This is a genomic window from Rhizobacter sp. SG703 (genome assembly GCF_012275445.1).
Taxonomy (GTDB): Bacteria; Pseudomonadota; Gammaproteobacteria; order Burkholderiales; family Burkholderiaceae_C; genus Rhizobacter.
Map to the genome: position 1 here is coordinate 553,692 of NZ_JAAZQK010000003.1, position 24,362 is coordinate 578,053.

Consider the following 24,362-nt stretch of genomic DNA (forward strand, 5'->3'; position numbering starts at 1 on the left):
ACACCTCTATCGCGAGAAGCGGACCACCCCGGTTGCCGAACGCAAGCCATTGATTCGATTGGGTTTTGTGTTTCGGCCTGCATACTTCGTATACAGTGCGCGGACCCCCGGTCGTCAACCTGGTTGACAGGTCCCACCCGCATGCTGATCCACGCCACCCTGGCCTTTGCGTTGTTCGAAACCCTGGCGCTGGCCGGCGTGCTGCTGTGGTGGGCCGACCGGGTCGCGGGGGCGCGGCTGCTGGCCGCCTTCCTGACCGGCATCGCGGTCTGGATCACCGGCAACGAGCTGCCGAACTGGTTCGGCCCCGGCGTCGAACGGCTGACGATGGCCTTGCTCGCGACCGCGCCGCTGACCTCGTCGTTCTTCTTCCACTTCTGCCTGGTGTTCTGCCGCGTCGAGGTCGGCCGGGCCGGCGTCGCGGCGGCGTATGCGCTGGGCGCCATCGCGACCATCGCGGCCGAGATCCTGGTGCCGGGCCACCTGGTCGCGCACCGCGACATCGGCTGGATCGCGATCGCCGACCTCAGCGGCTGGATCGCCAGCATGGCCTGGGTGATCCTCGGCATCGGCGGCGTCTCGGTGCTGCTGCATTCGCTGATGCGCGCGCGCCGCCCCGGCGTCGGTCTGCAATTCGACCAGTCCTTCAACCAGATCGCCGCCGTCACCGCATCGTGCCTGTGGGGCATGCTGTGCCTCACCGGCTACGGCATCGCGGTGCTCGACTGGCCGGTCTACCCGTTCCCGCTGCTTGGGCTGCCGTTCTATCCGCTGATCCTCGTCTACGGCATCCTGCGCTACGGCGTGTTCGTCGCGAACGCCTGGGCGCGCCGAGCGCTGGTGTGGGCGCTGCTGCTGGCGCTCGGCGCGGCGATCGTCGCGCTGACGCCGTTGCTGCCGATCGAGTCGCGCTGGATCGGCGGGCTCGCGGTCGCGGCCAGCTGCCTTGCGCTGAACGGGCCGGTGCGGCGCTTTGCCGAGCGGCTGGTGTACCCCGGCGGCGAGGTGTCGGTGGACGACCTGGGCGCCTGGCGGCGCGCGCTGCAGGCCCCCGAGACGCCGCAGGCGCTGGCCGAGCGCGCCGCGGCGCTGCTGAGCCAGCGCATCGGCACGCGGGTGGAGGTGCATGTCGGTGAAGCCCCGGCGCTGCCGGCGCAGGCGCCGTCGCTGGTGTGCCTTCGGGGCGAGGCCGGCGCCGGCTGGACCACCACGCTGCACGGCTGGGAGGCCGCGCCGCCCGGCCCGCGCCAGGTGGCCGAGCTGTTCGGCAGCGTCGTCGCCGATGCGGCGGCCCGTGTCGAACAGGCGCGCCAGATCGCCGAGCGCGAGCGCGAGCGCCAGTTGCAGGCGCGGCTCGCCGAGCTGGGCTCGCTGGCGGCCACCGTCGCGCACGACATCCGCAACCCGTTGAACATCATCTCGATGGCGGTGGCGCTGGCACCGGCCGAGACCCGGCGCGAGGTGGCCGACCAGGTCGCGCGCATCTCGCACCTGACGCGCGACCTGCTCGACTACGCGAAGCCCTGGAAGTTGAGCACGGCGCCGATCGACCTGGCAGCCCACGTGCGCACCGCGGCGCGTCGCCTGCCGGCGCTGAGCCTCGGCCCGGGGCTCGACGGCGAGCTGATCGTCGAGGCCGATGCGCGGCGCGTCGACCAGGCGCTGACCAACCTGGTCGAGAACGCCCGCACCGCGGCCGCCGATGCGCAGCAGGAGGGCGCCGGGGTCCACATCGACGCCGAGGCCACCGGCGATGCGCTGCTGCTGCACGTCTGCGACAACGGCCCGGGCGTGCCGGCCGAGGTGCGCGAGCGGTTGTTCGAGCCGTTCGCGTCGCGCAGCCCCGGCGGCACCGGGCTCGGCCTCGCGATCGTCGCGCGCGTGATGAGCGCGCACGGCGGCAGCGTCGCGCTGACCGAGCGGGCGCCATGGCGCACCTGCTTCACGCTGAGTTTTCCCAGGACGACGACATGAGCGAGATCCCCGAAATCCCCGAGCCCTCCGAGGCCCTGACCGACACCGGTCGCGTGCTGCTGGTCGACGACGAGGCCGCATTCCAGCGGCTGGGCGGCGGCTTCCTGCGCGGGCTCGGCCACGAAGTGACGCTCGCCGGCGATGGCGAACAGGCGCTCGACGCCTTTGCGCGGCAGCGGCCCGAGCTGGTGCTGCTGGACCTCGCGATGCCGCCGCACATGGATCCCGAGATCGGCCTCGAACTGATCCCGCGCTTCGCGCGCGTGCCGGTCGTCGTGCTGACCGGCCACGGCGAGCACGAGCTCGCGCTGCGGGCGACCGAACTCGGCGCGTGGGATTTCCTCACCAAGCCGATCGACCCCGACATGCTGCGCTTCGTCGTCGCACGCGCGCTGCGCAAGGCGCGGCTCGATGCCGAGGTGGCCGCGCTGCGCACCGTGCAAGCGGTCGACGACCTCGGCATCGTCGGCCAGGCGCCGGCCACCGCGCAGCTGCGGGCGATGGTGCGACGCGTCGCGCAGACCGGCGTCAGCGTGCTGGTGCTCGGCCCGACCGGCACCGGCAAGGAGCTGGTGGCGCGCGCGCTGCATGCCTGCAGCACGCGGCGCGACGGGCCGTTCGTCGCGATCCACTGCGGCGCGTTGTCGGCCGAACTGCTGGAGAGCGAGCTGTTCGGCCACATGAAAGGCAGCTTCACCGGCGCCTACCGCGACCAGCCCGGGTTGGTGGAGGCGGCGCATGGCGGCACGCTGTTCCTCGACGAGGTCGGCGAGATGCCGCCGCCGATGCAGGTGAAGCTGTTGCGTTTCCTGCAGGAGGGCAGCTTCGTGCCGGTCGGCGGGCGGGTGCAGAAGAAGGCCGAGGCGCGGGTGGTGGCTGCGACCCACCGCGACCTCGAAGCGATGGTGCGCGACGGCTCGTTTCGCGAAGACCTGTTCTACCGCCTGAAGGGCGTGGTGCTGCGCACGCCGTCGCTGGCCGAGCGGCCGGCCGACGTGCCGGTGCTCGCGACGCGCTTCCTGCACCGCGTGGCGCCGAAGGCCGGGCTGTCGGCGGGCGCGCTGGCCTGGCTCACGGCGCGCGAGTGGCCGGGCAACGTGCGCGAGCTGAAGGCGGTGGTCGAATCGGCCGGCGCGCTGCTGTTGCCCGACCAGCGCGAGGTCGATGCCGACCTGCTGCGGCTGGCCAGCGGCGACCCGGCCGAGGTGGCCGGCGCGCAGCACGCGCCGCCGGGCAGCGACACCGCCGGCCCGCTGGACGCGGCGCTGACCGAGCTGGAACTGCGCCTGGTGCGCGACGCGATGACGGCGGTCGGCGGCAACCAGTCCGAAGCGGCGCGGCGGCTCGGGATCTCGCGCGTCGGGCTGATCAAGAAACTGACGCGGCTCGGCTTGCGCTGAGCAACGCGCCGAGCGCGGTGGCGACGACCCATGCCACGAAGAAACCCAGCGTGGCATGCGTGGCGAAGGCCGGGCAGACAGCGGAGAAGAACCAACTGGCGCGGACAGAGAAATCGTCTTCGCCGCCCGGGGCGGAAAAGTGTGGCGCCAGCTGCGTGGCGTCGGACAGCCTGACGACCAGCAGGCAGAGGGCAAGACCCGCCAGGCCGGAAGCGAAGGAGGCCAGCATCTTCTTCATGCAACCGCCCAGAACAAGGTCCGCGGTGCCAGCCGGTAGTCTGACCAGTGACCCTCCCACGACACCCCGAAGTGAACACGCAGCCAGCTGGAATATTCAGTCATGCGGGAGCCGTTCCAAAGGTCGATGTGGTCGCTGGTCCGGGCCGTGCCGGACTCGCCGGGGCGCCGCCAGCAGTTGGCCAGGAAGATGATGCCGCTGCGACCGGAGATCTTCTCGAACACCTCGGCACCGGTGGATGACTCGCAGGTGGAGCAGCCGGCGAAACATGAAGGACCGAGCCAATTTGCCAGCTCCTGGGCCCCAGCCACCAATCCACCTTGCTTTGGACCGAACGGGCAACGTTTGCCGCGAAACGATGCGAACGACACGCCCGACAGCTCAAGTGCGCGGCCGACCCGCATCGCGCACTGGTTGTCGAAGCCTGCAGGCAGGTTGCCGGTACTCGGATCCACGCAAGGATTGAACCGAGGGTAGTTGCGCCAGAGCGTCTCGAATTTCAGCTGGGTCATTCGCGTCTCCCTGTGATGAGGCCGGCGACTCTAGAACCTGAAACCGTTCGCGCGCTGTGGCGCGCGCATGAGAACGACTTCAGAGCAGCGCCACCCAGCGCGCACGCCCTTGGTGCGTGTATCTCTTTCGAGAAATCGTTGCCACTGTCATCTTCGGGTGCTGCAATCAGCGGCCGGTGTCCGCCATCCCGTTCGGTGATCCACGGCGCCGGCACTCTACCCACAGGAAGGACAACACGATGACTTCGCATACCAAAGGCAGCAGCACCATCACCACGAAGGACGGCGTCCAGATCTTCTACAAGGACTGGGGTACCGGCCAGCCGATCGTCTTCTCGCACGGCTGGCCGCTGAGCTCCGACGACTGGGACACGCAGATGCTGTACTTCCTCTCGAAGGGCTACCGCGTGATCGCGCACGACCGCCGGGGCCACGGCCGCTCGACCCAGACCTGGGAGGGCAACGACATGGACCACTATGCCGACGACCTGGCCGCGCTGACCGACGCGCTGGACCTGCGCCACGCGATCCACGTCGGCCACTCCACCGGCGGCGGCGAGGTGGCGCGCTACCTGGGCCGCCACGGCAGCAAGCGCGTCGCCAAGGCGGTGCTGATCGGCGCGGTGCCGCCGGTGATGCTGAAGAGCGCGAGCAACCCGCAAGGCCTGCCGATGGAGGTGTTCGACGGCATCCGCGCCGGCGTGGCCGGCAACCGGGCCGAGTTCTACCGCGACATCACGCTGCCGTTCTACGGCTACAACCGGCCGGATGCGAAGGTCTCCGAAGGCATTCGCCAGCACTGGTGGCTGCAGGGCATGGCCGGCGGCATCAAGGCCCACCACGACTGCGTGAAGGCCTTCTCCGAGACCGACTTCACCGACGACCTGAAGAAGATCGACGTGCCGACGCTCGTGATGCACGGCGACGACGACCAGATCGTGCCGATCGCCGATTCGGCGCTGCTCGCGATCAAGTTGCTGAAGAAGGGCACGCTGAAGGTCTACCCGGGGCTGCCGCACGGCATGTGCACGACGCATGCCGACGTGATCAACCCGGACCTGCTGGCGTTCTTCAAGGACTGACGGGCCTTTGCGCCGGGCGCACAGCGCCTTTGCGCTGGCGATGTTGCCAGCCGGCGGGCCCGCACCAAGAATCAGGCCCGCCGACCTCACCACGCGCATGACCCGTCTTGCAACCCTCTCCTCTGGCCGCCAGCCTTGGCGCAAGGCCTTGCTGTGCGTCGCGGTGCTCGTCGCCCTTCATTCATCCCGAACGAGCGCCTTCATGACACCGGACTGCTGCAATTCCCCTTCTGCCGACGAGCGGCAGCGCATCGACGCCGTGCTCGAGACCTACACCAGCAGCGTCTCGGACGGGGACGCACAACGCTTCGAATCGCAATTGCTGGACTTGAAGATCCCGTTCGCCGGGGTCTGGAACGACCTGGCCGCGCCGGCGAACCTGGGCACGGTGCAGGACTATGCCGGCTTCAGGAAGTCCATCTTCGAGAGCGGCAAGCGGTTCAAGCAGCGCTTCAGCAACATCCGGATCGAGCAGGTCGGCAGCGTGGCGCAGGTCTCGCTCGACTACGAGACGGCGTTGAAGGATGCTGCCTACGACGGGAAGGGCTGGAAGGTCATGCACCTGCTGAAGGTCGATGGCCGCTGGAAGATCGCGAGCGAGTTCTTCACCCGCCATCCGCGCTGAAGCCGCTTGTGCTGCATCGGGCGGAGAATGCCCTGACGATGCAGTTGTTCAATGAAATGGCCGCCTTCGCGCACGTGGTGCGTTGCGGCGGCTTCTCGCAGGCCGCCCGCGTGCTGGGCGTCGAGCCGTCGTCGGTGAGCCGCAGCGTGGCGCGCCTCGAGAAATCGCTCGGCGCGCGGCTGCTGGTGCGCAACACCCGGGCGCTGGCCTTGACCGAGATGGGCAGCCACATCTACGCGGAATGCGAGAAGCTGCTCGCCGCTGCGCACAACGTGCAGGACCTGGCCGGCCACTATGGCAACAGCGCCGCCGGCCTGCTGAAGGTTTCAGCGCCGGTCGCCTTCGGGCAGGTCTGGCTGGCCCCCCGGTTGGCGGGCTTCATCGAGGCGTATCCGGACGTCGACCTGCAGGTGGTGCTCGACGATCGCCCGATCGACCTGATCGACGAACGGGTCGACGTGGCGCTGCGCATCGCGACGGCGCCGCCGCCCGGCTTCGCCGCGCTGCGGCTGTGTGCTGCGCCGTATGTGCTGATCGCGTCCCCTGTTTACCTCACCGCGCATGGCGCGCCGCAGCAGCCGCAAGAGCTGACGGCCCACCGCTGCCTTCACCTGGGGTTCGGTGCCTTCGGCCCGGCCTGGCCATTCCAGCGTGGCGATGAAACCCTGGCGGTGACGGTCTCCGGCCGCTATTCGATCGGCAACAGCCTGGCGCTGGCCACGGCCGTGGCGGGCGGTGCAGGCATCGGGCTGGTGCCCGAGTTCAGTGCCGCGCGGGGCCTGGCCGACGGGACGCTGGTGCGTGTGCTGCCCGGGTGGGAACTCGTCGACACCTACCAGCGGTCGGCCTACTTGATCTATGCGGCGGGGCCGCATGTGGCGCCGAAGATCCGGGCCTTGCTGGATTACCTGGGCGGCTCCCTGTAGCGCCCCGAGTCGGGGGAGGTTCAAGCGGCCCGGCCTGGAGTACACAGGAGGCTGCCGTGCCAGCAAGGAGCCTCCATGAGCACCGACTTTCGCGCCCAGGTCGTCGCCCCCGCTGCGGCCTACGGGCAGGGCGACACCGGGCTGTTCCCGTTCGACCTGTTCGACCGCCAGTGCCTGGCGCAGGGCGATTCGTGGTTCTCGATCGGCTCGATTCCGCCGGGCCTGACGAGCAACGTGCTGGCCGAGCTGTGGCTGTCGCACGCGGCGGTGATCGTCAACTGCGCCCGGCCTGGCAAGACGCTCGCGCACATGGCCGACACCTTGTCGGAGACGATGTTCCTGCGGCTGCTGCGCGGCCCGTCGTCGTTCCGCTGGGATGCGATCCTGCTGTCCGGCGGCGGCAACGACCTGATCGATGCCGCATCGGTCGGCCCCGATGCGCCGCGCGACCGGCGCCTGCTGTTGCGCGCCGACGAGCGCGCGGCCCTGCCGGCGGATGCGGCGGGCTACCTCAGCGGCGACGGCTGGCACACCTTCGAGCAGCACCTGGGCGAGGTCTTCGCGCACTTCATCGACGAACGCGCGTCGGGCCAGAACTGGCACACGCCGACGCTGCTGCACAACTACGCGCCGCTGGTGCCGCGGGCGGCGGGTGCGGGGCTGATCAGCGGGCCGTGGCTGCAGCCGGCGTTCGCGGCCTTCGACATTCCGCTCGGCGACTGGGGCAGCGTGTCGGCCGAACTGATGCGGCGGCTCGACCGGCTGCTGCGCCAGCTGGTGGATGCGCACCGGGCGGCGGATCCGGCCGACACGCTGGTTGTCGTCGACACGCAAGCGGCCGGGCTGGTGCTCGCGGACCCGACGGCCGACGGCGTCTCGGGCGACTGGCAGAACGAGATCCACCCGACGCGCGAGGGCTACAGGAAGCTGGCGGCGGCGTGGCGCGCGGTGCTGGATCCGTTGCTGTGAGCGCCGCTCGACGCGATCCGCCGTCGGTATGGCGACCGCGGTTTCGTCAAGGACCGACGGCGCGGTCGACCCGGCACGCGAAGCAGCCGCGCTTCGCGAAATGCAGGTGGATGTAGGCGACCGCGGCATGGCCGAAGAAGCGTTCGATCTCTTCGGCGATCTCGGCACCTTCGCGCACGCTGGCGTCGACGATCATGTCGGCGCCGTCGTACGCGCGCGCCGACAGCAGCCGCGTGCTCAGGTAGGGCGGCACGTGGTCGGGCGGCAGCACGCGCTGCAACGCGCCCCGCCGCACGAAGATCGGCCCCGACGCGCGGTAGGGCGAGGCGGCAGGCTGGTGCTCGAACGGCAGCAGGAGCAGCTCGTCGCCTTGCGCGGCGTCTTCGAGGCTGATGCGGCACGGGTAGCCGGTGCTTTCGGTGGCGATGCAGCGCTGCGCGCCGCGTTGGGCGAGTGCCTGGTCGGACAGCTCGAAGAGCGGCGCAAACGGGGCGGCGGGCAGGGCGGCCAGTTGGAAGTGGGGCATGGGGGCGTCCGGTGATGGGAGGGCCGCCATCGTCGCCGTCTGGCGGTGTGGAGGCTGGCCGGTTTCGGACACGGAATCCACGGTGGCCACCGTTGCAGGAATGCAGATTGCCCGGCGACTGCAAACAACCTGCGGAAGGAGGGCCCGTGGCCGAGTCCCGCGTCGCGATCTACGGTGCGATCGCCGCCAACGTGGCGATCGCGATCACCAAGTTCACCGTGGCCGGCATCACCGGCAGCTCGGCGATGCTGTCGGAGGGCATCCACTCGGGGGTCGACAGCTTCAATGGCGTGCTGTTGCTCGTCGGCCTGCGCCTGAGTCGCCGGCCGGCCACCGAGGAGCATCCGTTCGGCCATGGCAAGGAGCTGTACTTCTGGAGCCTGATCGTCGCGGTGCTGGTCTTCGGGCTGGGCGGCGGCCTCTCGTTCTACGAGGGCGTGCAGCATGTGCGCGAGCCGGTGCCGCTGAAGGACGCGGGCTGGAACTACGGGGTGCTGGCGCTGGCCTTCGTCTTCGAAGGCGCGAGCTTCCTGGTGGCGCTGCGGCAGTTCCTGAAGGCGGCGGGCAAGACGCCGTTCTGGGAGGCCTTGCACCGCAGCAAGGACCCGACCACCTACACCGTGCTGGCCGAGGATTCGGCCGCGCTGATCGGCCTGCTGATCGCGGCGGCCGGCATCGCGCTGAGCCACCGGCTGGACATGCCGGCGCTCGACGGCGTGGCGTCGATGCTGATCGGCGTGCTGCTGGCCGGCGTGGCGGTGCTGTTGATCGCGGAATCGCGAGGTCTGCTGATCGGCGAGGGCATCCGCCCGGAGACGGCGCGGGCGATCCGCAAGCTGGCGCTGGCGCACCCCGGCGTCAGCGGCGTCGGGCGGATCCTGTCGATGTACATCGGGCCGGACGACGTGCTGGTGACGATGGACCTGGATTTCGCGCCGGGGGTCAGCGCGGCGGATGCGGCCGCGGCGACCGCCGTGCTGCAAGGGCAGGTGCGGGCGGCCTACCCGACGATCAAGCGCTTGTTCATCGAGGCGGCAAGGGCCCCGGCGGGATGAGGACGCGAAGACGGTTGTGCAGACCGCAGGTCAGGAACCTGTCGCGTAGCCCGCCATGAACACCCGCACCGCCTCCCGCAGCAGCGCCTTGTTCTCCGCGGCATCGGGCATCTCCAGCATCAGCAGCCCGCGGATGTGGCCGTCGCCGAGGAACATCGCGAGGAACAGGTCCGCGGCCTGCCGCGGGTGCCGCACCTTCAGCGTGCCGGCCGCGTCGGCGCGGCGCAGGTAGGCCGCCACGTCGCCGATCAGCCGGTCGGCCCCCTGCCGGTAGAAGGCCCGGCAGGCCTCGGGCTGCACGCCCGCGGCGCCGTACAGCGAGCGGAACTGGCCCAGCGCCTCGTCCTCGCGCGCCAGCACCAGGAACTGCTCGCCGATGGCCAGCAGCGCCTTCTTCGGCTGCTGCGGGTCCAGCGCTTCGGCGCCGGCGACGCCGCCCACCACGCGCTCGGTGCGGTCGCGGACCTCCGCCTCGAACAGCCCCTCCTTCGACCCGAAGTGGCTGTAGACGGTCATCTTCGAGACGCCGGCCTCGGCGGCGATTGCGTCCACGCTGGCGCGCTCCAGGCCGTGTGCATAGAAGTGGCGGCGCGCCGCTTCCAGGATGCGCCGGTAGCGCTCCGGGTCGCGTGGCCTGCCGCGCGGCTTCGGCGCGGCTTCGGGGTCGGTTTCGTTGTTGGGCATCTTATTTAATGTACTTGACAGTCTAGTATAGTCGCGTACACTTACTGTACTCAATCGTACAGTAAGTGAAGGCCCCCATGACACCTCCCTTGCATCGCAGCCTCGTCCCCGGCGCCCGGGCGATCCGCCCGGTGGCGCTGGCGGCATCGGTCCTCTCGGCGGTCCTGCTGCCGGCCTGTTCGGTGGCGCCGGTGCAGCTGCCGGTGCCGTCGGTGCCGCTGACTTCCGCCTTTGCGCACGGCGCGCCGGAGCCCGTGGCCGGCCAAGCCCTCGACGGCGCCTGGTGGGCCGGCTACGGCGACCCGGCGCTGACGGCGCTGGTCGAAGCGGCGCTGGCGGCCAACCAGGATGTCGCCATCGCGCTGCAACGCGTCGCCCAGGCGCGGGCCGGCCACGAGGCCCAGGGCTCGCGCCTGTGGCCGACGGTGGGCCTGCAGGCCTCGGCCTCGCGCAGCGAGAGCGGCCTGCCCGACGCGGTCAAGCAAGGCGGCCAGCCCGACACGCGTGCGCTGCGCGCCGGTGTCGACGTGGCATGGGAGATCGACCTGGCCGGCGGCGTGCGGGCTGCGCGCGACGCGGCGCAGGCCGATGCCGCAGCCGCCGAAGCCGGCGTGGGCGGCGCGCGCTTGCTGGTGGCCAGCGAGGTGGCCCGGCAGTACTTCGTGCTGCGCGGCGCCGAGGAGCGGCTGCGCATCGTGCAGGCACTGGCCGAGGCCCAGCGCGAGACCGCCAACCGCGTGGCCAGCCGCCAGCGCGAAGGCGAGGCCAGCGCCTTCGACCTGGACCGCGCGCGTGCCGAGGCCGATGCGCTCGATGCGCAGGTGCCGCCGTTGCGCATGCTGGCCGGCGTCACGCAGACCCGGCTGGCCGTGCTGCTCGGACGCAACCCGTCCGCGCGCGTCGTCGGCGAGGGCACGGCGTTCGCGTGGCCTGCCTTGCGCGAGATCGGCAGCGGCCAGCCGAGCGACCTGCTGCGGCGCCGCCCCGACCTGATCGCCGCCGAATCGCGCGTCGCGGCCGAGACGCTGCGCGGCGCCGAGGCGCGCGCCCAGTGGTGGCCCAAGCTCTTCGTGAGCGCGCTGTTCGGCCGCGAAGACCTGCGGCTGAACGCGATGGATCTCGCGCCGGTGCACTTCTCGAACGTCGCGCTGGCCTTTGCCACGCCGATCTTCAATGCCGGTCGCATCGATGCCGGCATCCGCGCGCAGTCGGCACGGGCCGAGGAGGCCTTGCTGGCCTGGCAGAAGGCGGTGCTGGTGGCGGTGCAGGAGGTCGAGGACAGCCTGCTCGTGCGCGCCGAAGAGACCGAACGCGCCGCCGCGCTGGCCCGCACGGCCGACCACCGCCGCCGCTCGCTGCAGCGCGCCGAGTCGCTGCAACGCGAAGGCCAGATCGACCTGCTGGTGCTGCTGGACGTGCAGCGTTCGGTGCTGGCCAGCGAACTCGCCCTGTCGGACAGCCGCCTTCAGCAGGCGCTGGCCGACGTTCAACTCTACAAGGCACTGGGCGGGGGCTTCGCGCCGGCCCGGACCGGTGCTGCCACCCCTTCCGTTGCCGAGAGGACCACCCTGTGAACAAGACCCTTCCCGCCGTGTCGGCCGTCGCCGCAGCGGCCATCGCCGCGCTCACGCTCGCCGGCTGCAGCGCCCCGCCAGCCCCTGCCGCCGCCGTCAAGCCGGTCTTCGTGACCACCGTCACCCCGTCCGCGTCCGGACAGGCGCGTGCCTTCACCGCCGTGGTCCATGCCCGCGTCGAGACCGAGCTGGGTTTTCGCACCGGCGGCAAGGTGGTCGAGCGGTGGGTCGAGGTCGGCGATGCCGTGAAGGCCGGCCAGGCGCTCGCCGGCCTGGACCCGGGCGACTACCGGCTGGCTGTAGATGCCGCAGCCGCCCAGGTGCAGGCGGCGTCCGTCGATGCGCAGCAGGCCGCGTCCGACGAGGCGCGCATGCGCCGCCTGCTGGCCGACGGCTCGGTGGGCAGCGCCGACCACGAACGCCAGAAGGCGCGCGCCGATGCGGCCGCGGCCCGCCTCGACCAGGCGCGTCGCCAGCTCGACCTGGCGCGCAACCGCGAGGGCTACGCCACGCTGGTGGCACCCTATGCCGGCGTCGTGACGGCGCTGCGCTTCGAGCGCGGCCAGGTGGTCACCGAAGGCCAGCCCGTGCTGTCGCTGGCCCGTGACGGCGAACGCGAGATCGTTGCCGACCTGCCGGAGGAATGGGTGGGCCGGGCGCGCACCCTGAGCGCGGTGGCCACGCCGTGGCAGGACGCCGGCGCTGACGCCAAAGTGCCGCTGCGGCTGGTGCTGCGCGAACTCTCGCCGCTGGCCAGTGCGCAGGGCCGGACCTTCCGCGTGCGCTATGCCGCGTCTCCCGAATCGCGCGCGCAGGTCGCGGCGCTGCCGCTGGGCAGCACGATGCAGCTGAACCTGTCCAGCCCGGGCGCGGGCACGGCGACGGCCGCGCTGCCGGTCACCGCGCTGGTGAAGGCCAGCGGCTCGGCCGGCGTCTGGCTGGTGGATGCCACGGGCTCCGGCCTGGTGTTCCAGCCGGTGCAGGTGGTCGGCATGGACGACGCGTCGGTGCAGGTCACCGGCCTGGCCGCCGGCAGCCGGGTGGTCAGCGTCGGTGCCCAGAAGCTCGATGCCGGCCTCAAGGTGCGGGCTGTCGAACGCATGCCCGAAGCCGGGTCGGCCCCTCTTGCCAAGAGCAGTTCATGAAACGCTTCAATCTCTCCGAATGGGCCGTCACGCACCAGCCGATGGTGCTGTTCCTGATCATCGCGACGCTCATCGTCGGCGTGCTGTCGTTCAGCCGGCTGGGCCGCCTGGAGGACCCCAACTTCGACGTGCCGCAGATGACGGCCATCGTCGTGTGGCCCGGCGCCACCGCGCAGGACGTGCAGGACCAGGTGCTCAACCGCATCGAGCGCCGGCTGCAGGAGCTGGAGCACTTCGAGTACGTGCGCAGCTTCGCGCGCCAGGGCTATGGCGGCATCACGCTGTGGATGAAGGGCGGCAGCAGCAAGGCGGAACTGGACAATGCCTGGTACCAGGTGCGCAAGAAGATCGGCGACGTGCGCCAGGAGTTTCCCGAAGGCGTGCGCGGACCGTTCTTCAACGACGAGTACAACGACCGCTACAGCGTGCTCTACGCGCTGAGCGCGCCCGATCTGTCGATGGCCGAGTTGCTGGCGGTCACCGAAGACGTGAAGCGGCGCATCCAGGCGGTGGACGGCGTCGGCAAGGTCGACGTGCTGGGCAAGCAGGCCGAGCGCGTGTACGTGGAGGTGTCGACGCGGCGGCTGGCCGCACTCGGCCTCGCGCCGACGGCGGTGTTCGACGCGCTGGCGCGCCAGAACCTGGTGGCCCCGGCCGGTTCGGCCGATGCCGCGCACGACCGCGTGCAGGTGCGCGTGGATGGCGGTCTGCGCAGCGCCGCGGACGTGTCCGGCGTGACGCTGGAAGTGGGAGGCCGCCTGCTGCGACTGGCCGACATCGCCACCGTGCGCACCGGCTATGAAGACCCGCCGAGCCTGACCATCCGCCACAACGGCGTGCCGGTGCTGAGCATCGGCGTGACCATGCAGCCCAACGGCAACGTGCTGGACTTCGGGCGGGCGCTGGAGCAGAAGATGGCGCAGGTGCGGCAGCAACTGCCGGCGGGCGTCGAGGTCCAGCAGTACGCCGACCAGCCGCGCGTGGTGGTGGAGTCGGTCTGGGAATTCGAGCGCTCGTTCCTCGAAGCGCTGGCCATCGTGCTGGCCGTGTCCTTCCTGTTCCTCGGCTGGCGCACCGGCATCGTGGTGGCCGCTTCGGTGCCGCTGGTGCTGGGCCTGGTGGCCGGGGTGATGTATGCCGCCGGCTGGAACCTCGACCGCATCTCGCTGGGGGCGCTGATCATCGCGCTCGGCCTGTTGGTGGACGACGCCATCATCGCCGTCGAGATGATGGTGGTGAAGCTGGAGGAGGGCTGGGACCGCCTGCGCGCGGCCACCTACGCCTACACCTCCACCGCGTTTCCGATGCTGACCGGCACGCTGGTCACGGCCGCCGGCTTCATGCCGGTGGGCTTCGCCAAGTCGATCGCCGGCCAGTACGCGGGCGGCATCTTCTGGGTGGTCGGCGCGGCGCTGATCCTGTCGTGGCTGGTGGCCGTGGTGTTCACGCCGTACCTCGGTGTGCTGCTGCTGCCGAAGAACCTGTCGGCCCCTCATCACAGCGGTGGGCACCACGACCCCTACGACCGGCCGGTCTACCGCTGGCTGCGCGGCGTCATCGATCGGGCGGTGCACCACCGCGCGTGGGTGCTGGGCATCACGGTGCTGGTCTTCGGCGTCGCCGGCGCCGGCATGCTGCTCGTGCAGCAGCAGTTCTTCCCGACCGCGTCGCGGCCGGAGCTGCTGGTGGACCTGCGGCTGCGCGAAGGGGCGTCGTTCGCGGCCACCGAGCGTCAGGTGAAGTTGCTCGAGACGCGGCTCGCGAAGGACCCGGACATCGAGTTCTTCACCGCCTACACCGGCGGCGGCACGCCGCGCTTCTACCTGTCGATCCAGCCCGAACTGCCGAACCCGGGCTTCGCCCAGTTCGTCGTCAAGACGGCAGGCATCGAGCAGCGCGAGCGCGTGCGTGCCCGCCTGATGGAGTTGTTCGCCAAGGACGAGGCCTTGCCCGACGTCACGGCCCGCGTCACGCGCCTGGAGTTCGGCCCGCCGGTGGGCTTCCCGGTGCAGTTCCGCGTCATCGGCCCCGACAAGGCGCAGGTGCGCGAGATCGCCTACCGGGTGCGCGACGCGGTGCGCCAGAGCGCGCTGGTGCGCGACACGCAACTCGACTGGAACGAACAGGTCCGCTCGATGCAGGTGCACGTCGACCAGGACAAGGCCCGGCTGCTCGGCCTGACGAGCGCCGACGTGCAGAGCCTGGTGCAGACCACGCTGGCGGGCGCCAACGTGACGCAGATCCGCCGCGGCGAGGAACTCGTGGACGTCGTCGTGCGGGCCACCTCGGAAGAGCGCAAGGGCATCGGCCAGCTCGGCGACCTGCAGGTGTTCACGCGCAGCGGCGTGACGGTGCCGCTGTCGCAGATCGCGCGTATCGAGCCCGGCTTCGAGGAGCCGGTGCTGTGGCGGCGCAACCGCGACATGGCGCTCACCGTGCGCAGCGACGTCGTCGACGGCGTGCAGGGCCCGTACGCCACGGCGCAGATCCGCCCGTCGCTGCAGCCCATCGTCGACAGCCTGCCCACCGGCTACCGCATCGAGGACGGCGGCGCCATCGAGGAGAGCGACAAGGCCAACAAGGCGCTGTTCGCGGTGTTCCCGGCGATGTTCGCGGTGATGCTGACGCTGTTGATGATCCAGCTGCAGAGCTTCTCGCGCCTGTTCATGGTGTTCATGACGGCGCCGCTGGCCTTGATCGGCGTGGTGCCGGCGCTGCTGCTGTTCCACGCGCCGTTCGGCTTCGTCGCGCTGCTCGGCGTGATCGCGCTGAGCGGCATGATCATGCGCAACTCGATCATCCTGGTCGACCAGATCGACCAGGACATCGCACGCGGCGTGGCGCCCTGGACCGCGATCGTCGACGCCACGGTGCGGCGCTCGCGCCCGGTGGTGCTGACGGCGGCGGCCGCGGTGCTGGCGATGATCCCGCTGACGCACAGCGTCTTCTGGGGCCCGATGGCGATCTCGATCATGGGCGGCCTGGTGGTGGCGACGGCGCTCACGCTGGTCTTCGTGCCGGCGCTGTACGCCGCCTGGTTCCGCATCCGGCGCGACAGCCCGGCGCAGGCCGCCGCCGCTGCGCCGCAGGCGGTCGGCGCGCAGCCGGCGGGGGAGGGGGCCCATGCCTGAGCGCGTGGGCGCCGCGTGCCACCGGCGCAAGCAGACGCGGCCGCGCGAACTGCTCGACGCGGCACTGGCCTTGTTCGTCGAGAGGGGCTTCGCGGCGGCGCGTGCCGAAGACATTGCGGCGCGGGCCGGCGTCTCGAAGGCCACGCTGTACCTCTACTTCGGCAGCAAGGAAGACCTGCTGATGGCGCTGCTGGCGGAGCGCTTCGCATCGGGCATCGCGATCGGCGCGCAGGAGCCCTCCGATGCCCGGGCCAGCCCGGAGCTGCTGCGCGAGGTCCTGACCCGCTGGCGCTCGGCGCTGATGAAAAGCCAGGCCGGTGGCATCTTCAAGCTGGTGCTCACCGAAGTGCGCAGCTTCCCCAGCCTGGCGGCGTTCTGGTCGCGCGAGGTGATGGAGCCGGCACGCCGCTGCGTGACGCGCATCGTCGTCCGGGGGATCGAGCGCGGCGAGTTCCGCCCGGTGGATCCCGACCTGGTGGTGCACGCGCTGGTGCTGCCCGTTCTTTTCATGTGCCTGCACCGGCATGCCATCGGCCCGTGCGTGCCCGATGACGCGCTGATGAACGCCCCCGATCTCTTCACCCGCCACCTCGAGTTCGTGCTCGAAGGCCTGGCCCAGCCCCAAGGAGACCCCCATGTCCGCAACGATTGACAACCCTTCCGGCATCTCGATTGCCGGCTTCGGCAGCCATGTTCTCGAGCCGCGCGAACCGGGCCAGGGCCGGCTGCGCTACCTCAAAGGCGGCACGGGTGCACCGCTGGTGCTGCTGCACACCGTGCGCACGCAGGCGGAGCACTTCCGCCACCTCATTCCGCTGGTCCAGCAGCGCTACACCGTGTACGCGCTCGACCTGCCGGGAATGGGCCATTCGGAGATCGTGCCCGGCGCGTCGTACCAGGAGCCCGTGATGCGCGCCGCCGTGAAGAGCCTGATCACGCGACTCGACCTGCGCGACGTAAGCCTGCTCGGCGAGTCGATGGGTGCGGTGCTCGCCCTCACGACCGCGGCCGATCTGCCCGAACGGGTTCGGCGCGTCGTGGCCATCAATCCCTACGACTACGCCGGCGGCATCGCGAGGTCCAGCGTCCTGGCGCGCTTCATCGTGACCGGCGTTCTTGCGCCCGGCATCGGCCCGTTGCTCGCAGGACTGGAACCCAGACCGATCATGCGCGCCGTTCTCAAGGGCGGCCTGGTCGACACGACGGCGCTGCGGGACGATTACCTGGATGAACTGCTGAAGGTCGGGCACCGACCCGGCTACCCGATCGTCGCGCGAGCCGTGTACGCGAGCCTGCCCAGCCTCATCGCGGCACGTTCCCGCTACCGCGCGGCCAGCGCGCCGGTTCACCTCCTGTATGGGGAGAAGGACTGGTCACGGGCTTCGGACAGGCAAGCCAACAAGCAGTTGCTTCCTTCCGCCGAGTTCACCGAGGTGCCCGGCACCGGCCACTTCCTCGCGCTGGAGCGACCCGATGTGCCGGCCAGGCTGTTGAACCAGGTCGCGTGATCGCGCCCGGGCGGCCGCTATTCGGCCGTCCGGGTTGCCGCCCCGAAGCTGGTGTGCTCGCCCCGCCACCCGGTGCGCCGCAGGAACCCCTCCCACGTCAATGCGTCCGGGTCGTTGCGCCGGCTCCAGGCCGTGTCGCGTTCCGGCGCGCAGTACCCGTACTCGACCGCGTAGGTGACCATTCCCACCAGCTCGCGCACCAGCCACTCGTCGGCACCGAACGCGGGGAAGTGAGCCAGCAAGTCCTCGCGCGCATAGGCCGACGCATAGTGCGCACGCCTGCCGGTCACGCGCACGAAGGTGTCGACGATCTCGCGCGCCGTCAGCACCTCGCCGATCACCGGCAGCGTTTTTCCGTGATACGCCTGTGGGTCGTCGAACTGCGCCAGCACCGCGGGACCGGTGGCGGTCAACCGGCTGCACCTGAGCCAGCCCGCGGTGAGCGCACAGCTCGCGCGCCTGCGCGACCTGTTCGGCGACCCGTTGCTGATTCCGGCGCAGCGCGGCATGACGCCTACCGCAAAGGCCGACGAACTGCTGGCGCCGCTGCGCGATGCGCTGGATCAAGTGCGCGCGACCGTGGGTCGGCATGGCCACTTCGATCCCGCGCGGGCCCGCCTGACGGTGGCCATCGCCTGCACCGACTACCTGCAGGTCGCACTGGTGCAGCCGCTGGTGCTGCAACTGCGCCGGCAGGCGCCCCGGCCTGCGGGTCGCGCTGCGAAGCCTGGACCTGCCGCAACTGGCGGCACAGATGGCCCGCGGCGACGTGGACCTTGCGTTGATGACGCCAGGCGACGCGCCGGCCGGCCTGCGCAGCCGCCACCTGTTCGACGAGCGCTACGTGCTGACAGGCCGCCGCGGCCACCCCCGGCTGCGCCGCAAGCTCACGGCGGAACAGTTCGCACAGCTCGAGCATGTCGTCGTCTCGTTGCGCGGCGGCGACTTCACGACGCCGGTGGACGACGTGCTGGCGGCCCTCGGCCTGCGGCGCAACGTGGTGTTGTCGGCGTCGTCGTTCCTGTTCGTGCCGGAGATGGTGGCCCGCTCCGACCTGGTCGCCCTGGTACCGCAACGGCTGGTGCGCGACCGCACCGATGCGTTGCGGATCGTCGAGTGCCCGATTCCGGTGTCGGGCTTCGAGGTGGGCATGCTGTGGCACGAGCGCAACCACGGACACGCCGGCCAGCGCTGGGTGCGCGACGTGCTGAAGGCGATGGTGGACGCGGACGGCGGGGTCAGACCGTGATGCAGCCGCGGAATCCGCGTGCGGCGTAGTACGACTGCGCGCCGTTGTGGTGGACGAAGACCCTGCCGTAACGGCGCTCGCCGAACAACGCGCCGCCCAGCGCCCTGACATCGGGGGGCGTTTCGATCCAGCTCGATGTCTTGGTGTCGAAATCGCCGAGTTGCTGCAGTGCCTGGTACTGCGCTTCCGTCAAGAGCGCGATGCCCATCTCGGCGGCCATGTCGACCGCGGTGTGGTCCGGCTTGTGCTCCTTGCGCGACTCCAGGCCCTGGCGGTCGTAGCAGACGCTGCGTCGGCCTGCCGGGCTTTCTGCCGCGCAGTCGCAGAACGTGAAGCCGCCAGTCCTCGGATCGTGGCCGACCACGTCCGGTTCGCCGCCGGTGGCTTCCATCTGGTGCAGCGAGCGCAGCTTGTCGGGGCTGGCTTCCAGCCTGCGCAGCACGTCGGGCCATGCGATGCCCTGGTGCCGCTTCGGGTGCTTGTCGAAGCGGGCCTTCAAGGTCTGCAGAAGCTCTGCGCGTTGCTGTGCATTCATGAGGCAGAGGATACGTTGGCCACTTCATCCGGAAGCCGAGTACTGTCAGGCTTGGCTGTCAATCGCAGAAAGAGCGAGCCCTATTGCAAGGCATAGCTTGCAGTTTTCATCAGAAATGAGGAAGGGATTTCCTGCTTCGGAAAGCAATGGCGACTGACAGACTCGCGGTGTGAGCGAGGAGGTCGAATGGGCCGCATGACGAGCTTCTTGATCGTGCCGCTTTTGCTGACGTGCGGACCTGCGCTGGCGGAGACCGTGCTGGTCAAGTACCACGGGCCGGTGTCGTTGGATGCCTGCATTTGCGCCGAGGTGAATGAGGGCAGCGACGTCACCCGTATCTGCTACGACTCGGCCGAGCGCTACATGGTCATTCGCTTGCGCTCGACGTACTACCACTACTGCGAAATCGACGCTGGAACGGTGCAGGGGCTGCGCTCGGCGGGGTCGAAGCGGCAGTACTTCGAGGCACGGATCAAGGGCAGTGGGCGCGATGGTCCGTTCGATTGCAGGACGCACTCAGTTCCGAAGAAGTATCGGTTGTGAACGATCTGGAGGGCGGCCCATGGTTGAGATCTTTCGCCGACTGCAGAGGGCGGAGGGCCGCCTCGGAGGCCGCAAGCGCGCAGGATTCTCGACGGTCTGCCCGGTCTCGGAAGTCGAGTGTCGAATCGACCGCGAGGATACCGACCGGGGGTGTGTCGACTATTGGGTCTCTTCATGCACCGGGCTACTGCCGTGGAACTCAAGATGATGACCATGGCGCTCAGTGGCCAAGGAGACCCCCGGGGGCTTTCGATGCCCGCTTCAGACTGAACTGAGTCGCTCGGGGCAACCGCGCCGAGCGACAGCTTGGCCAAACACCGGTCGCTCGACAGTCGCAACTTCGAGCGACTGCTTCGCCTTCGATAGCGGCTACTGCATCCACGTACTCGATTGGTCGATGAACGACTGGTGGAATCGCGGCCGACTGGCTCAAATCGACCCGTTGCAGTCCTTTGCAACAACGATCTTATCTGCAGGGAGCGGACGTTCAACGCGCTGCGCTATTTGCGCCTACCTCAGGCCTCAGGCCGCGCGGCCTGCCCCAGAGAGGGGTACCGTGCTTGCGCTCATTCTTTCGCAACAGGAAATTCATTTATCCTATAGTCCGGCGTGACATCACAACCATCATTGCGGAGGCGAAATGAATCACAAGGTGTGCTTTGTCAATCTCACGCAGGAACAGCTTGATAGCTTCAAGCGTCGTTACCCTGACAATCCGCGGGCACAGGCGCTTACCCTCAGCGAGGTCCTGGACCATGCCGGTGGACGAGATGTCGATTGGAGCTCTGTCCTTCTGCACAGGATGAGCGAGCCAACAAGCGCAGAATTCGAACTCACTGATTGCGAAAGAGCGATTGGATGGGTCGTGTATGACGCCATAATCTTGGCGGTCGGGGCCGTATTTCTACGCGCAACGGTCAACCAACTGACGATTGATCGAATCGCTCGACTAGCCCGTCCAGCACGACCGCGCATCGAAGTTGCCATCAGAACGCTCCTCCACCCGCATGCTACTTTATATGATCAGGCGAGGGCTGCCCTTTCCATCCTGTCGACCCTTTATAATTCCAGCTGCTTAGGGGCTGTCATCGCTGAGTTCAACAAGGGACTAAGTTGGTGGGATAAGCTACTTTATGGGATAACTGCTGCTGGTACTGTGGTGATGGTTACGTCCACGGGCGCGAGTGCAGCCGTAGCCGAATTCATGGTGTTGTTGGCTACATTCTCATCCCTGCTTTCCGATGCGATCAAGGCGACCGAAGCGTGCAATTGGCCGGTCCTCGATGTCAAGTCGCCTGAAGATTCGGCGCCGGTTCCTACGGCGAGCGGCAACCCGTTTCCGTTCGAGCCCGTTATCGCTATCCAGACATTGAACGGCAACTTCTTGACCGTGGCCAACAATGGAGGTCTCGGGAATAGCGTCGTCGGGCTTCGCTCGGATGCGACAACCGTCGGCCCTATGGAGAGGTTTACAATTCAATTCGTCAGCGGGCAGGACAACACGTTTGCGCTGCGAACAGGCGCTGGTAACTATATTACCGCGGTCAATGGGGGAGGCATAAACGGCCCCAATGACAACTATTATCCAATCCATACGCATGCCACCGAGATTCGGCAATGGGAGAAGCTGACCCTTGTCCAACAGAACGACGGCACCTACGCCATCTGCACTAGCACTGGTTACTACCTATCTGCCAGAAACGGATTTAGGGATGATAAGAATCCCATCAATACGGACCGAGAAACGCTAGGACCTTGGGAGACATTCACGGTGGTGCGCGTCCTATAGTGCACTTCTCGAAACCTCACTCATGTTGCAAGCCTGCTGAGCTGGGAGGATGCAGGACATGACTACTGTCCCATAGAGCCTTCGGCCTTCTAGCAGTGTGAACCGAACGCTGCCACTTTTTTCAGAACCACTGCGCGTACCACGTGCTGGACCGCGTGAGCTTCCAGCATTGATACCAGCTCGATGGTGTGCTCAACATCTCCGACATGGGCACGCTGTGGAGGTTCAAGCAACAATTGGCGGCGGACGGCTCGGGTGGTAGGGTGGTCTTCGACACTGCGAGTCTGTAACTGCACTCGTACATCCCGCGCGGCGAGCAGATCGTGGATACCAGCATCATGCAGGCGATCATCCAGAAGAAGAGCGAAGGCACCGAAGCAGACCGAGTCGAACGGCAACTCGTGGCCGATTGCTGCCAGTCAGCTGCTTCGCCTCGTCAGCGCGGTGACTGGAAACCGCCCTGGTGGCTTACGGCCGCTGAATGCCGACGAACATAGTAGATGTCCCACTCATCCTGCGCCACGGGCAGGAAACCATGGCGCGCGTAGAAGTGATTTGAAGCGCTCTCCTTGAGCGCACCCACCCGGATGTCAAGACAATGCCGATCTGCTTCGGCAAAGACCTTTGCCAAGACTGCAGCGCCTACCCCACGGCCTTGATGACGCGGGTCGATGTATAGGTGGTCGAGCAGCATTTCCTTCGCGCTCGTTCGCACGACGAAAAACCCGACGCGTAAGCCATCAGCCAAAATGTGGCGTGTCGCCGCGGCGTCGAACGACGACAGTAAGCGATCCCGCGCCCGGATCGGATCAAAGCGACCGACTCGTTCAAGGCTCTCGCGCATCGCGGCAACACGGAGGTCTGCGAGCCCATCCGCATCCGATTCCAGTGCGTCTTGGAACCCAATATCCGTCGAGGCGTTCATGGTCGTCATCACAGCAACCTAGCCTATCCGAAGGCTGTCGTTCGTGAACGACTGCAAGTGGCCGACTCCTGCCTCACGAATTTGAGCGTCCAACCATTGACATGATGAGTTCGTCGGCCATCTTGTCGATGCCTTCTGCGGTCTCACCAGGAGTGGCGTGAGAAGCAAGGCGCTTCAGCTCAGGCATGAGCACCAACGCCAACGCCGGTGACTTCGTGACGACGGCCTGAATGAGGAAGTATTTCCAAGTATCGTCCGCGCCGTTGAGCACCGTTCGCGCGTGCGGCGCGAGGTCCGCTCCCACGCTTGCGAGGAGTGGGCTGAGAGCCTGCGCGACCGGCCAGTTTCCGTCTTGAACCCACTCGAGAAGTTGAGGCAGTACGGGCTCGATCGTTGGATAGCCAAGCGTGGCCAGCGCCTCCGCGCTGCGTACGTCGTGCTTGTCACTCGGGATCAACTGTCGTAGGTCTGAGATCATGCTCGTTGGGGCAAAGGATTCGCAGCATCGCGGGACCAAAGATTCGCTCGAAAGCTGTCTCCCGCGACCGCCTGCTCGTGGCCGACAGTGTATGTTCGCCGCCTCGACTGCGAGCGGCCGGACGGCGGCGGCACCGTCTCGGCCGAGGGACCGCTTGCTGGCCGTCCGACGAGGGGGCACAGTCGAGTCGGCCAGCGCTGGCGAAGGTCGACTTTCGGGTAGGCTGCGGCCATCGTGGAATGGCTAAAGGGTTGACCCGGTGAATAGCAGGATCGACCTCCGTGACCTTCCTTCAAGCCGACGCCTGATGGCGGCGCTCAAGTCAAACGTTGAACGGCATGACTACCTGTCACCAAGACGACCTGCTCGCTGAGCTAGTCAGGATCTTTCCGGAATTTCGGGCCGTCTGGGAAGAGGATAACGGGGACGAAGAATTTCGCTCTTCGAGCCTTCATAGCGTTTACATAAGCTTCCTTCCCTTCGTGGCGGTCGCGCACCCTACGCAGAAGCAATGGCAGCTCCTTGCTGACCACCTCGGTGAGGCCGTGGCTTCCGGCGGAGACCGAGAGAACGCTGCAGACACCTGCGTCCTCGAGCATCTCCACCAAGTACGGCTCGACAAGATCCTTCGTCCCTTGTTGAGCAAGGCGGCACTAGCCTATGTGCGCGCCTAACACTTCGCACCAGCGGACCATCTACGGAGTTCGCGGAAGTCAAACGTTGGGCACCTCGACTCCTCGAAGGACTGCTGAGGGTTGCTACCGTCGACAAGGCGGAGCGGCCGACCGGCAACAGTCGGCCAGAAGCGGTCTCTCGCGAGTGACTGCTTTCCGGTTGGCTCGCCTGACGTTCACCACGCACCCTTGCCGGAATGAACATTGATTCGATGATCTGTGTGGCCAAGGTCGGCGACGCTGATCAGATCGCAGTGATGTCGCGTGATCTGATCGAACACGGCATGAGCTGGAACTGGCGTGCCGACGCTGTCGAGAAGTCCATTCAAGATCCAAACACGAATGTCGCGGTCTTGCGAGAGGAAGGCCGGATTTGTGGCTTCGGAATCATGAGGTACTTGGATGACGAAGCTCACCTTGTACTGTTCGCGGTGGCGATAGCTAACCAGCGCCAAGGCGTCGGCAGTGCGCTGCTACGCTGGCTGGAAGCTGCGGCAAGCATCGCAGGCGCCCAACGCATCCGCGTCGAAGCGCGACGCGAGAATGCTGCGGCGCGATGCTTCTACAACGAGCACGGGTATCACGAAGTGAAGTTGGAGCCCAGCATGTATCGAAAGAAGCTCGACGGCATCCGGCTCGAGAAGTGGCTTCGCTCCACCTCATAGCGAAAGCAGGGCCATGCGAACATCTCCACCGTTCGCATGATGTCGTCGAACGCCCGTAGCCGGCCACTACCCGCCTCTCACCAGTGGCGGCTTTCGGGTAGGCTGCGGCAAGTCGTTCAAGGGAAGTCATGCCAATACCTGCTTCAGAAAGCGAA

General features: G+C 68.1%; 23 protein-coding genes and 1 pseudogene. 16 read left to right on the forward strand and 8 right to left on the reverse strand.

The genetic code is table 11. The features are described from left to right. Positions 1-141 precede the first annotated feature (141 nt). Positions 142-1,974 carry an ATP-binding protein gene (locus FHT26_RS08095; protein WP_168559622.1) on the forward strand — a complete coding sequence of 611 codons (1,833 nt, stop codon included), beginning with the start codon at positions 142-144 and terminating at the stop codon, positions 1,972-1,974. Beyond that, positions 1,971-3,374, forward strand: coding sequence for a sigma-54-dependent transcriptional regulator (locus FHT26_RS08100; RefSeq protein ID WP_168559623.1), 1,404 nt, complete (start codon positions 1,971-1,973; stop codon positions 3,372-3,374). The genes FHT26_RS08095 and FHT26_RS08100 overlap by 4 nt, the downstream gene beginning before the upstream one ends. On the opposite strand, the gene FHT26_RS08105 is transcribed toward FHT26_RS08100, so the two are convergent. Both FHT26_RS08105 and FHT26_RS08110 read right to left on the reverse strand, forming a co-directional pair. Continuing rightward, positions 3,343-3,612, reverse strand: coding sequence for a hypothetical protein (locus FHT26_RS08105; RefSeq protein WP_168559624.1), 270 nt, complete (start codon positions 3,610-3,612; stop codon positions 3,343-3,345). The two genes, FHT26_RS08100 and FHT26_RS08105, sit on opposite strands and share 32 nt — an antisense overlap. Beyond that, positions 3,609-4,124: a T6SS effector amidase Tae4 family protein gene (locus tag FHT26_RS08110; protein ID WP_168559625.1), complete on the reverse strand. Its 516-nt coding sequence runs from the start codon at positions 4,122-4,124 to the stop codon at positions 3,609-3,611. The genes FHT26_RS08105 and FHT26_RS08110 overlap by 4 nt, the downstream gene beginning before the upstream one ends. Positions 4,125-4,363: 239 nt before the next feature. On the opposite strand from FHT26_RS08110, the gene FHT26_RS08115 reads away from it, so the two are divergent. The 4 genes from FHT26_RS08115 (at position 4,364) to FHT26_RS08130 (ending at position 7,726) form a co-directional block, all read left to right on the forward strand. Beyond that, positions 4,364-5,206 (forward strand): alpha/beta fold hydrolase, encoded by an 843-nt coding sequence (locus FHT26_RS08115; RefSeq protein WP_168559626.1) that lies wholly within the window; start codon positions 4,364-4,366, stop codon positions 5,204-5,206. Between the two features lie 202 nt (positions 5,207-5,408). Beyond that, positions 5,409-5,831 (forward strand): nuclear transport factor 2 family protein, encoded by a 423-nt coding sequence (locus FHT26_RS08120; protein WP_168559627.1) that lies wholly within the window; start codon positions 5,409-5,411, stop codon positions 5,829-5,831. Between the two features lie 38 nt (positions 5,832-5,869). Further along, a complete protein-coding gene (locus FHT26_RS08125; protein WP_246867769.1) occupies positions 5,870-6,757 on the forward strand; it encodes a LysR family transcriptional regulator in 888 nt (295 codons plus the stop codon). 75 nt (positions 6,758-6,832) lie between these two features. Further along, the gene (locus FHT26_RS08130) at positions 6,833-7,726 is read left to right on the forward strand and encodes an SGNH/GDSL hydrolase family protein (RefSeq protein WP_168559628.1); all 894 of its coding nucleotides are present in this window, start codon (positions 6,833-6,835) and stop codon (positions 7,724-7,726) included. A 46-nt stretch (positions 7,727-7,772) separates the two neighbouring features. Here the strand turns inward: FHT26_RS08130 and FHT26_RS08135 are convergent, their stop codons facing one another. Next, complete coding sequence (locus FHT26_RS08135) at positions 7,773-8,252, reverse strand: DUF1203 domain-containing protein (RefSeq protein WP_168559629.1); 480 nt, start codon at positions 8,250-8,252, stop codon at positions 7,773-7,775. Positions 8,253-8,398: 146 nt separating this feature from the next. Between FHT26_RS08135 and FHT26_RS08140 the strand changes: the two genes are divergently transcribed. Next, complete coding sequence (locus FHT26_RS08140) at positions 8,399-9,307, forward strand: cation diffusion facilitator family transporter (RefSeq protein WP_349238109.1); 909 nt, start codon at positions 8,399-8,401, stop codon at positions 9,305-9,307. A 30-nt stretch (positions 9,308-9,337) separates the two neighbouring features. Here the strand turns inward: FHT26_RS08140 and FHT26_RS08145 are convergent, their stop codons facing one another. Beyond that, complete coding sequence (locus FHT26_RS08145; protein WP_168559631.1) at positions 9,338-9,991, reverse strand: TetR/AcrR family transcriptional regulator; 654 nt, start codon at positions 9,989-9,991, stop codon at positions 9,338-9,340. A gap of 77 nt (positions 9,992-10,068) precedes the next feature. Between FHT26_RS08145 and FHT26_RS08150 the strand changes: the two genes are divergently transcribed. Genes FHT26_RS08150 through FHT26_RS08170 form a run of 5 tightly spaced genes read left to right on the forward strand, consistent with a single transcriptional unit; the run spans position 10,069 to position 17,349 of the window. Beyond that, entirely contained in the window at positions 10,069-11,565 is a 1,497-nt protein-coding gene (locus FHT26_RS08150; protein ID WP_168559632.1) for an efflux transporter outer membrane subunit, read from the forward strand. Then, complete coding sequence (locus tag FHT26_RS08155; protein ID WP_168559633.1) at positions 11,562-12,710, forward strand: efflux RND transporter periplasmic adaptor subunit; 1,149 nt, start codon at positions 11,562-11,564, stop codon at positions 12,708-12,710. Before FHT26_RS08150 ends, FHT26_RS08155 begins: the two co-directional genes overlap by 4 nt. After that, positions 12,707-15,841, forward strand: coding sequence for an efflux RND transporter permease subunit (locus tag FHT26_RS08160; RefSeq protein WP_168559634.1), 3,135 nt, complete (start codon positions 12,707-12,709; stop codon positions 15,839-15,841). The genes FHT26_RS08155 and FHT26_RS08160 overlap by 4 nt, the downstream gene beginning before the upstream one ends. Further along, on the forward strand, positions 15,834-16,493 hold the full coding sequence (locus FHT26_RS08165) for a TetR/AcrR family transcriptional regulator (protein ID WP_168559635.1): 660 nt from the start codon (positions 15,834-15,836) through the stop codon (positions 16,491-16,493). The genes FHT26_RS08160 and FHT26_RS08165 overlap by 8 nt, the downstream gene beginning before the upstream one ends. After that, a complete protein-coding gene (locus FHT26_RS08170; protein ID WP_168559636.1) occupies positions 16,477-17,349 on the forward strand; it encodes an alpha/beta fold hydrolase in 873 nt (290 codons plus the stop codon). The genes FHT26_RS08165 and FHT26_RS08170 overlap by 17 nt, the downstream gene beginning before the upstream one ends. A 17-nt stretch (positions 17,350-17,366) precedes the next feature. Here FHT26_RS08170 and FHT26_RS08175 read toward each other — a convergent pair whose 3' ends face one another. Next, positions 17,367-17,762 carry an NmrA family NAD(P)-binding protein gene (locus FHT26_RS08175; protein WP_210427287.1) on the reverse strand — a complete coding sequence of 132 codons (396 nt, stop codon included), beginning with the start codon at positions 17,760-17,762 and terminating at the stop codon, positions 17,367-17,369. A gap of 287 nt (positions 17,763-18,049) precedes the next feature. On the opposite strand from FHT26_RS08175, the pseudogene FHT26_RS08180 reads away from it, so the two are divergent. Further along, positions 18,050-18,598: pseudogene (locus FHT26_RS08180) on the forward strand (LysR substrate-binding domain-containing protein); the annotation flags it as partial. On the opposite strand, the gene FHT26_RS08185 reads toward FHT26_RS08180, so the two are convergent. Then, on the reverse strand, positions 18,588-19,133 hold the full coding sequence (locus FHT26_RS08185) for a DUF4256 domain-containing protein (RefSeq protein ID WP_168559638.1): 546 nt from the start codon (positions 19,131-19,133) through the stop codon (positions 18,588-18,590). The pseudogene FHT26_RS08180 and the gene FHT26_RS08185 sit on opposite strands and share 11 nt — an antisense overlap. Before the next feature lie 195 nt (positions 19,134-19,328). Between FHT26_RS08185 and FHT26_RS08190 the strand changes: the two genes are divergently transcribed. Next, on the forward strand, positions 19,329-19,676 hold the full coding sequence (locus FHT26_RS08190) for a KTSC domain-containing protein (RefSeq protein WP_168559639.1): 348 nt from the start codon (positions 19,329-19,331) through the stop codon (positions 19,674-19,676). 640 nt (positions 19,677-20,316) lie between these two features. Next, positions 20,317-21,465, forward strand: coding sequence for a fascin domain-containing protein (locus FHT26_RS08195; protein ID WP_168559640.1), 1,149 nt, complete (start codon positions 20,317-20,319; stop codon positions 21,463-21,465). Positions 21,466-21,901: 436 nt separating this feature from the next. Here FHT26_RS08195 and FHT26_RS08200 read toward each other — a convergent pair whose 3' ends face one another. Together FHT26_RS08200 and FHT26_RS08205 are read right to left on the reverse strand one after the other, a co-directional pair. Continuing rightward, entirely contained in the window at positions 21,902-22,399 is a 498-nt protein-coding gene (locus FHT26_RS08200) for a GNAT family N-acetyltransferase (RefSeq protein ID WP_168559641.1), read from the reverse strand. A 64-nt stretch (positions 22,400-22,463) separates the two neighbouring features. Continuing rightward, positions 22,464-22,868: a DUF5071 domain-containing protein gene (locus FHT26_RS08205; protein ID WP_168559642.1), complete on the reverse strand. Its 405-nt coding sequence runs from the start codon at positions 22,866-22,868 to the stop codon at positions 22,464-22,466. An 871-nt stretch (positions 22,869-23,739) separates the two neighbouring features. Here FHT26_RS08205 and FHT26_RS08210 point away from each other — a divergent pair. Beyond that, on the forward strand, positions 23,740-24,207 hold the full coding sequence (locus FHT26_RS08210; protein ID WP_168559643.1) for a GNAT family N-acetyltransferase: 468 nt from the start codon (positions 23,740-23,742) through the stop codon (positions 24,205-24,207). The last annotated feature ends 155 nt before the right edge of the window (positions 24,208-24,362 follow it).

Coding starts and splice junctions, on each gene's coding strand:
- FHT26_RS08095 (WP_168559622.1), top strand. CDS start 142: ATGCTGATCCACGCCACCCTGGCCTTTGCGTTGTTCGAAACCCTGGCG.
- FHT26_RS08100 (WP_168559623.1), top strand. CDS start 1,971: ATGAGCGAGATCCCCGAAATCCCCGAGCCCTCCGAGGCCCTGACCGAC.
- FHT26_RS08105 (WP_168559624.1), bottom strand. CDS start 3,612: ATGAAGAAGATGCTGGCCTCCTTCGCTTCCGGCCTGGCGGGTCTTGCC.
- FHT26_RS08110 (WP_168559625.1), bottom strand. CDS start 4,124: ATGACCCAGCTGAAATTCGAGACGCTCTGGCGCAACTACCCTCGGTTC.
- FHT26_RS08115 (WP_168559626.1), top strand. CDS start 4,364: ATGACTTCGCATACCAAAGGCAGCAGCACCATCACCACGAAGGACGGC.
- FHT26_RS08120 (WP_168559627.1), top strand. CDS start 5,409: ATGACACCGGACTGCTGCAATTCCCCTTCTGCCGACGAGCGGCAGCGC.
- FHT26_RS08125 (WP_246867769.1), top strand. CDS start 5,870: ATGCAGTTGTTCAATGAAATGGCCGCCTTCGCGCACGTGGTGCGTTGC.
- FHT26_RS08130 (WP_168559628.1), top strand. CDS start 6,833: ATGAGCACCGACTTTCGCGCCCAGGTCGTCGCCCCCGCTGCGGCCTAC.
- FHT26_RS08135 (WP_168559629.1), bottom strand. CDS start 8,252: ATGCCCCACTTCCAACTGGCCGCCCTGCCCGCCGCCCCGTTTGCGCCG.
- FHT26_RS08145 (WP_168559631.1), bottom strand. CDS start 9,991: ATGCCCAACAACGAAACCGACCCCGAAGCCGCGCCGAAGCCGCGCGGC.
- FHT26_RS08150 (WP_168559632.1), top strand. CDS start 10,069: ATGACACCTCCCTTGCATCGCAGCCTCGTCCCCGGCGCCCGGGCGATC.
- FHT26_RS08160 (WP_168559634.1), top strand. CDS start 12,707: ATGAAACGCTTCAATCTCTCCGAATGGGCCGTCACGCACCAGCCGATG.
- FHT26_RS08165 (WP_168559635.1), top strand. CDS start 15,834: ATGCCTGAGCGCGTGGGCGCCGCGTGCCACCGGCGCAAGCAGACGCGG.
- FHT26_RS08170 (WP_168559636.1), top strand. CDS start 16,477: ATGTCCGCAACGATTGACAACCCTTCCGGCATCTCGATTGCCGGCTTC.
- FHT26_RS08185 (WP_168559638.1), bottom strand. CDS start 19,133: ATGAATGCACAGCAACGCGCAGAGCTTCTGCAGACCTTGAAGGCCCGC.
- FHT26_RS08190 (WP_168559639.1), top strand. CDS start 19,329: ATGACGAGCTTCTTGATCGTGCCGCTTTTGCTGACGTGCGGACCTGCG.
- FHT26_RS08195 (WP_168559640.1), top strand. CDS start 20,317: ATGAATCACAAGGTGTGCTTTGTCAATCTCACGCAGGAACAGCTTGAT.
- FHT26_RS08200 (WP_168559641.1), bottom strand. CDS start 22,399: ATGACGACCATGAACGCCTCGACGGATATTGGGTTCCAAGACGCACTG.
- FHT26_RS08205 (WP_168559642.1), bottom strand. CDS start 22,868: ATGATCTCAGACCTACGACAGTTGATCCCGAGTGACAAGCACGACGTA.
- FHT26_RS08210 (WP_168559643.1), top strand. CDS start 23,740: ATGAACATTGATTCGATGATCTGTGTGGCCAAGGTCGGCGACGCTGAT.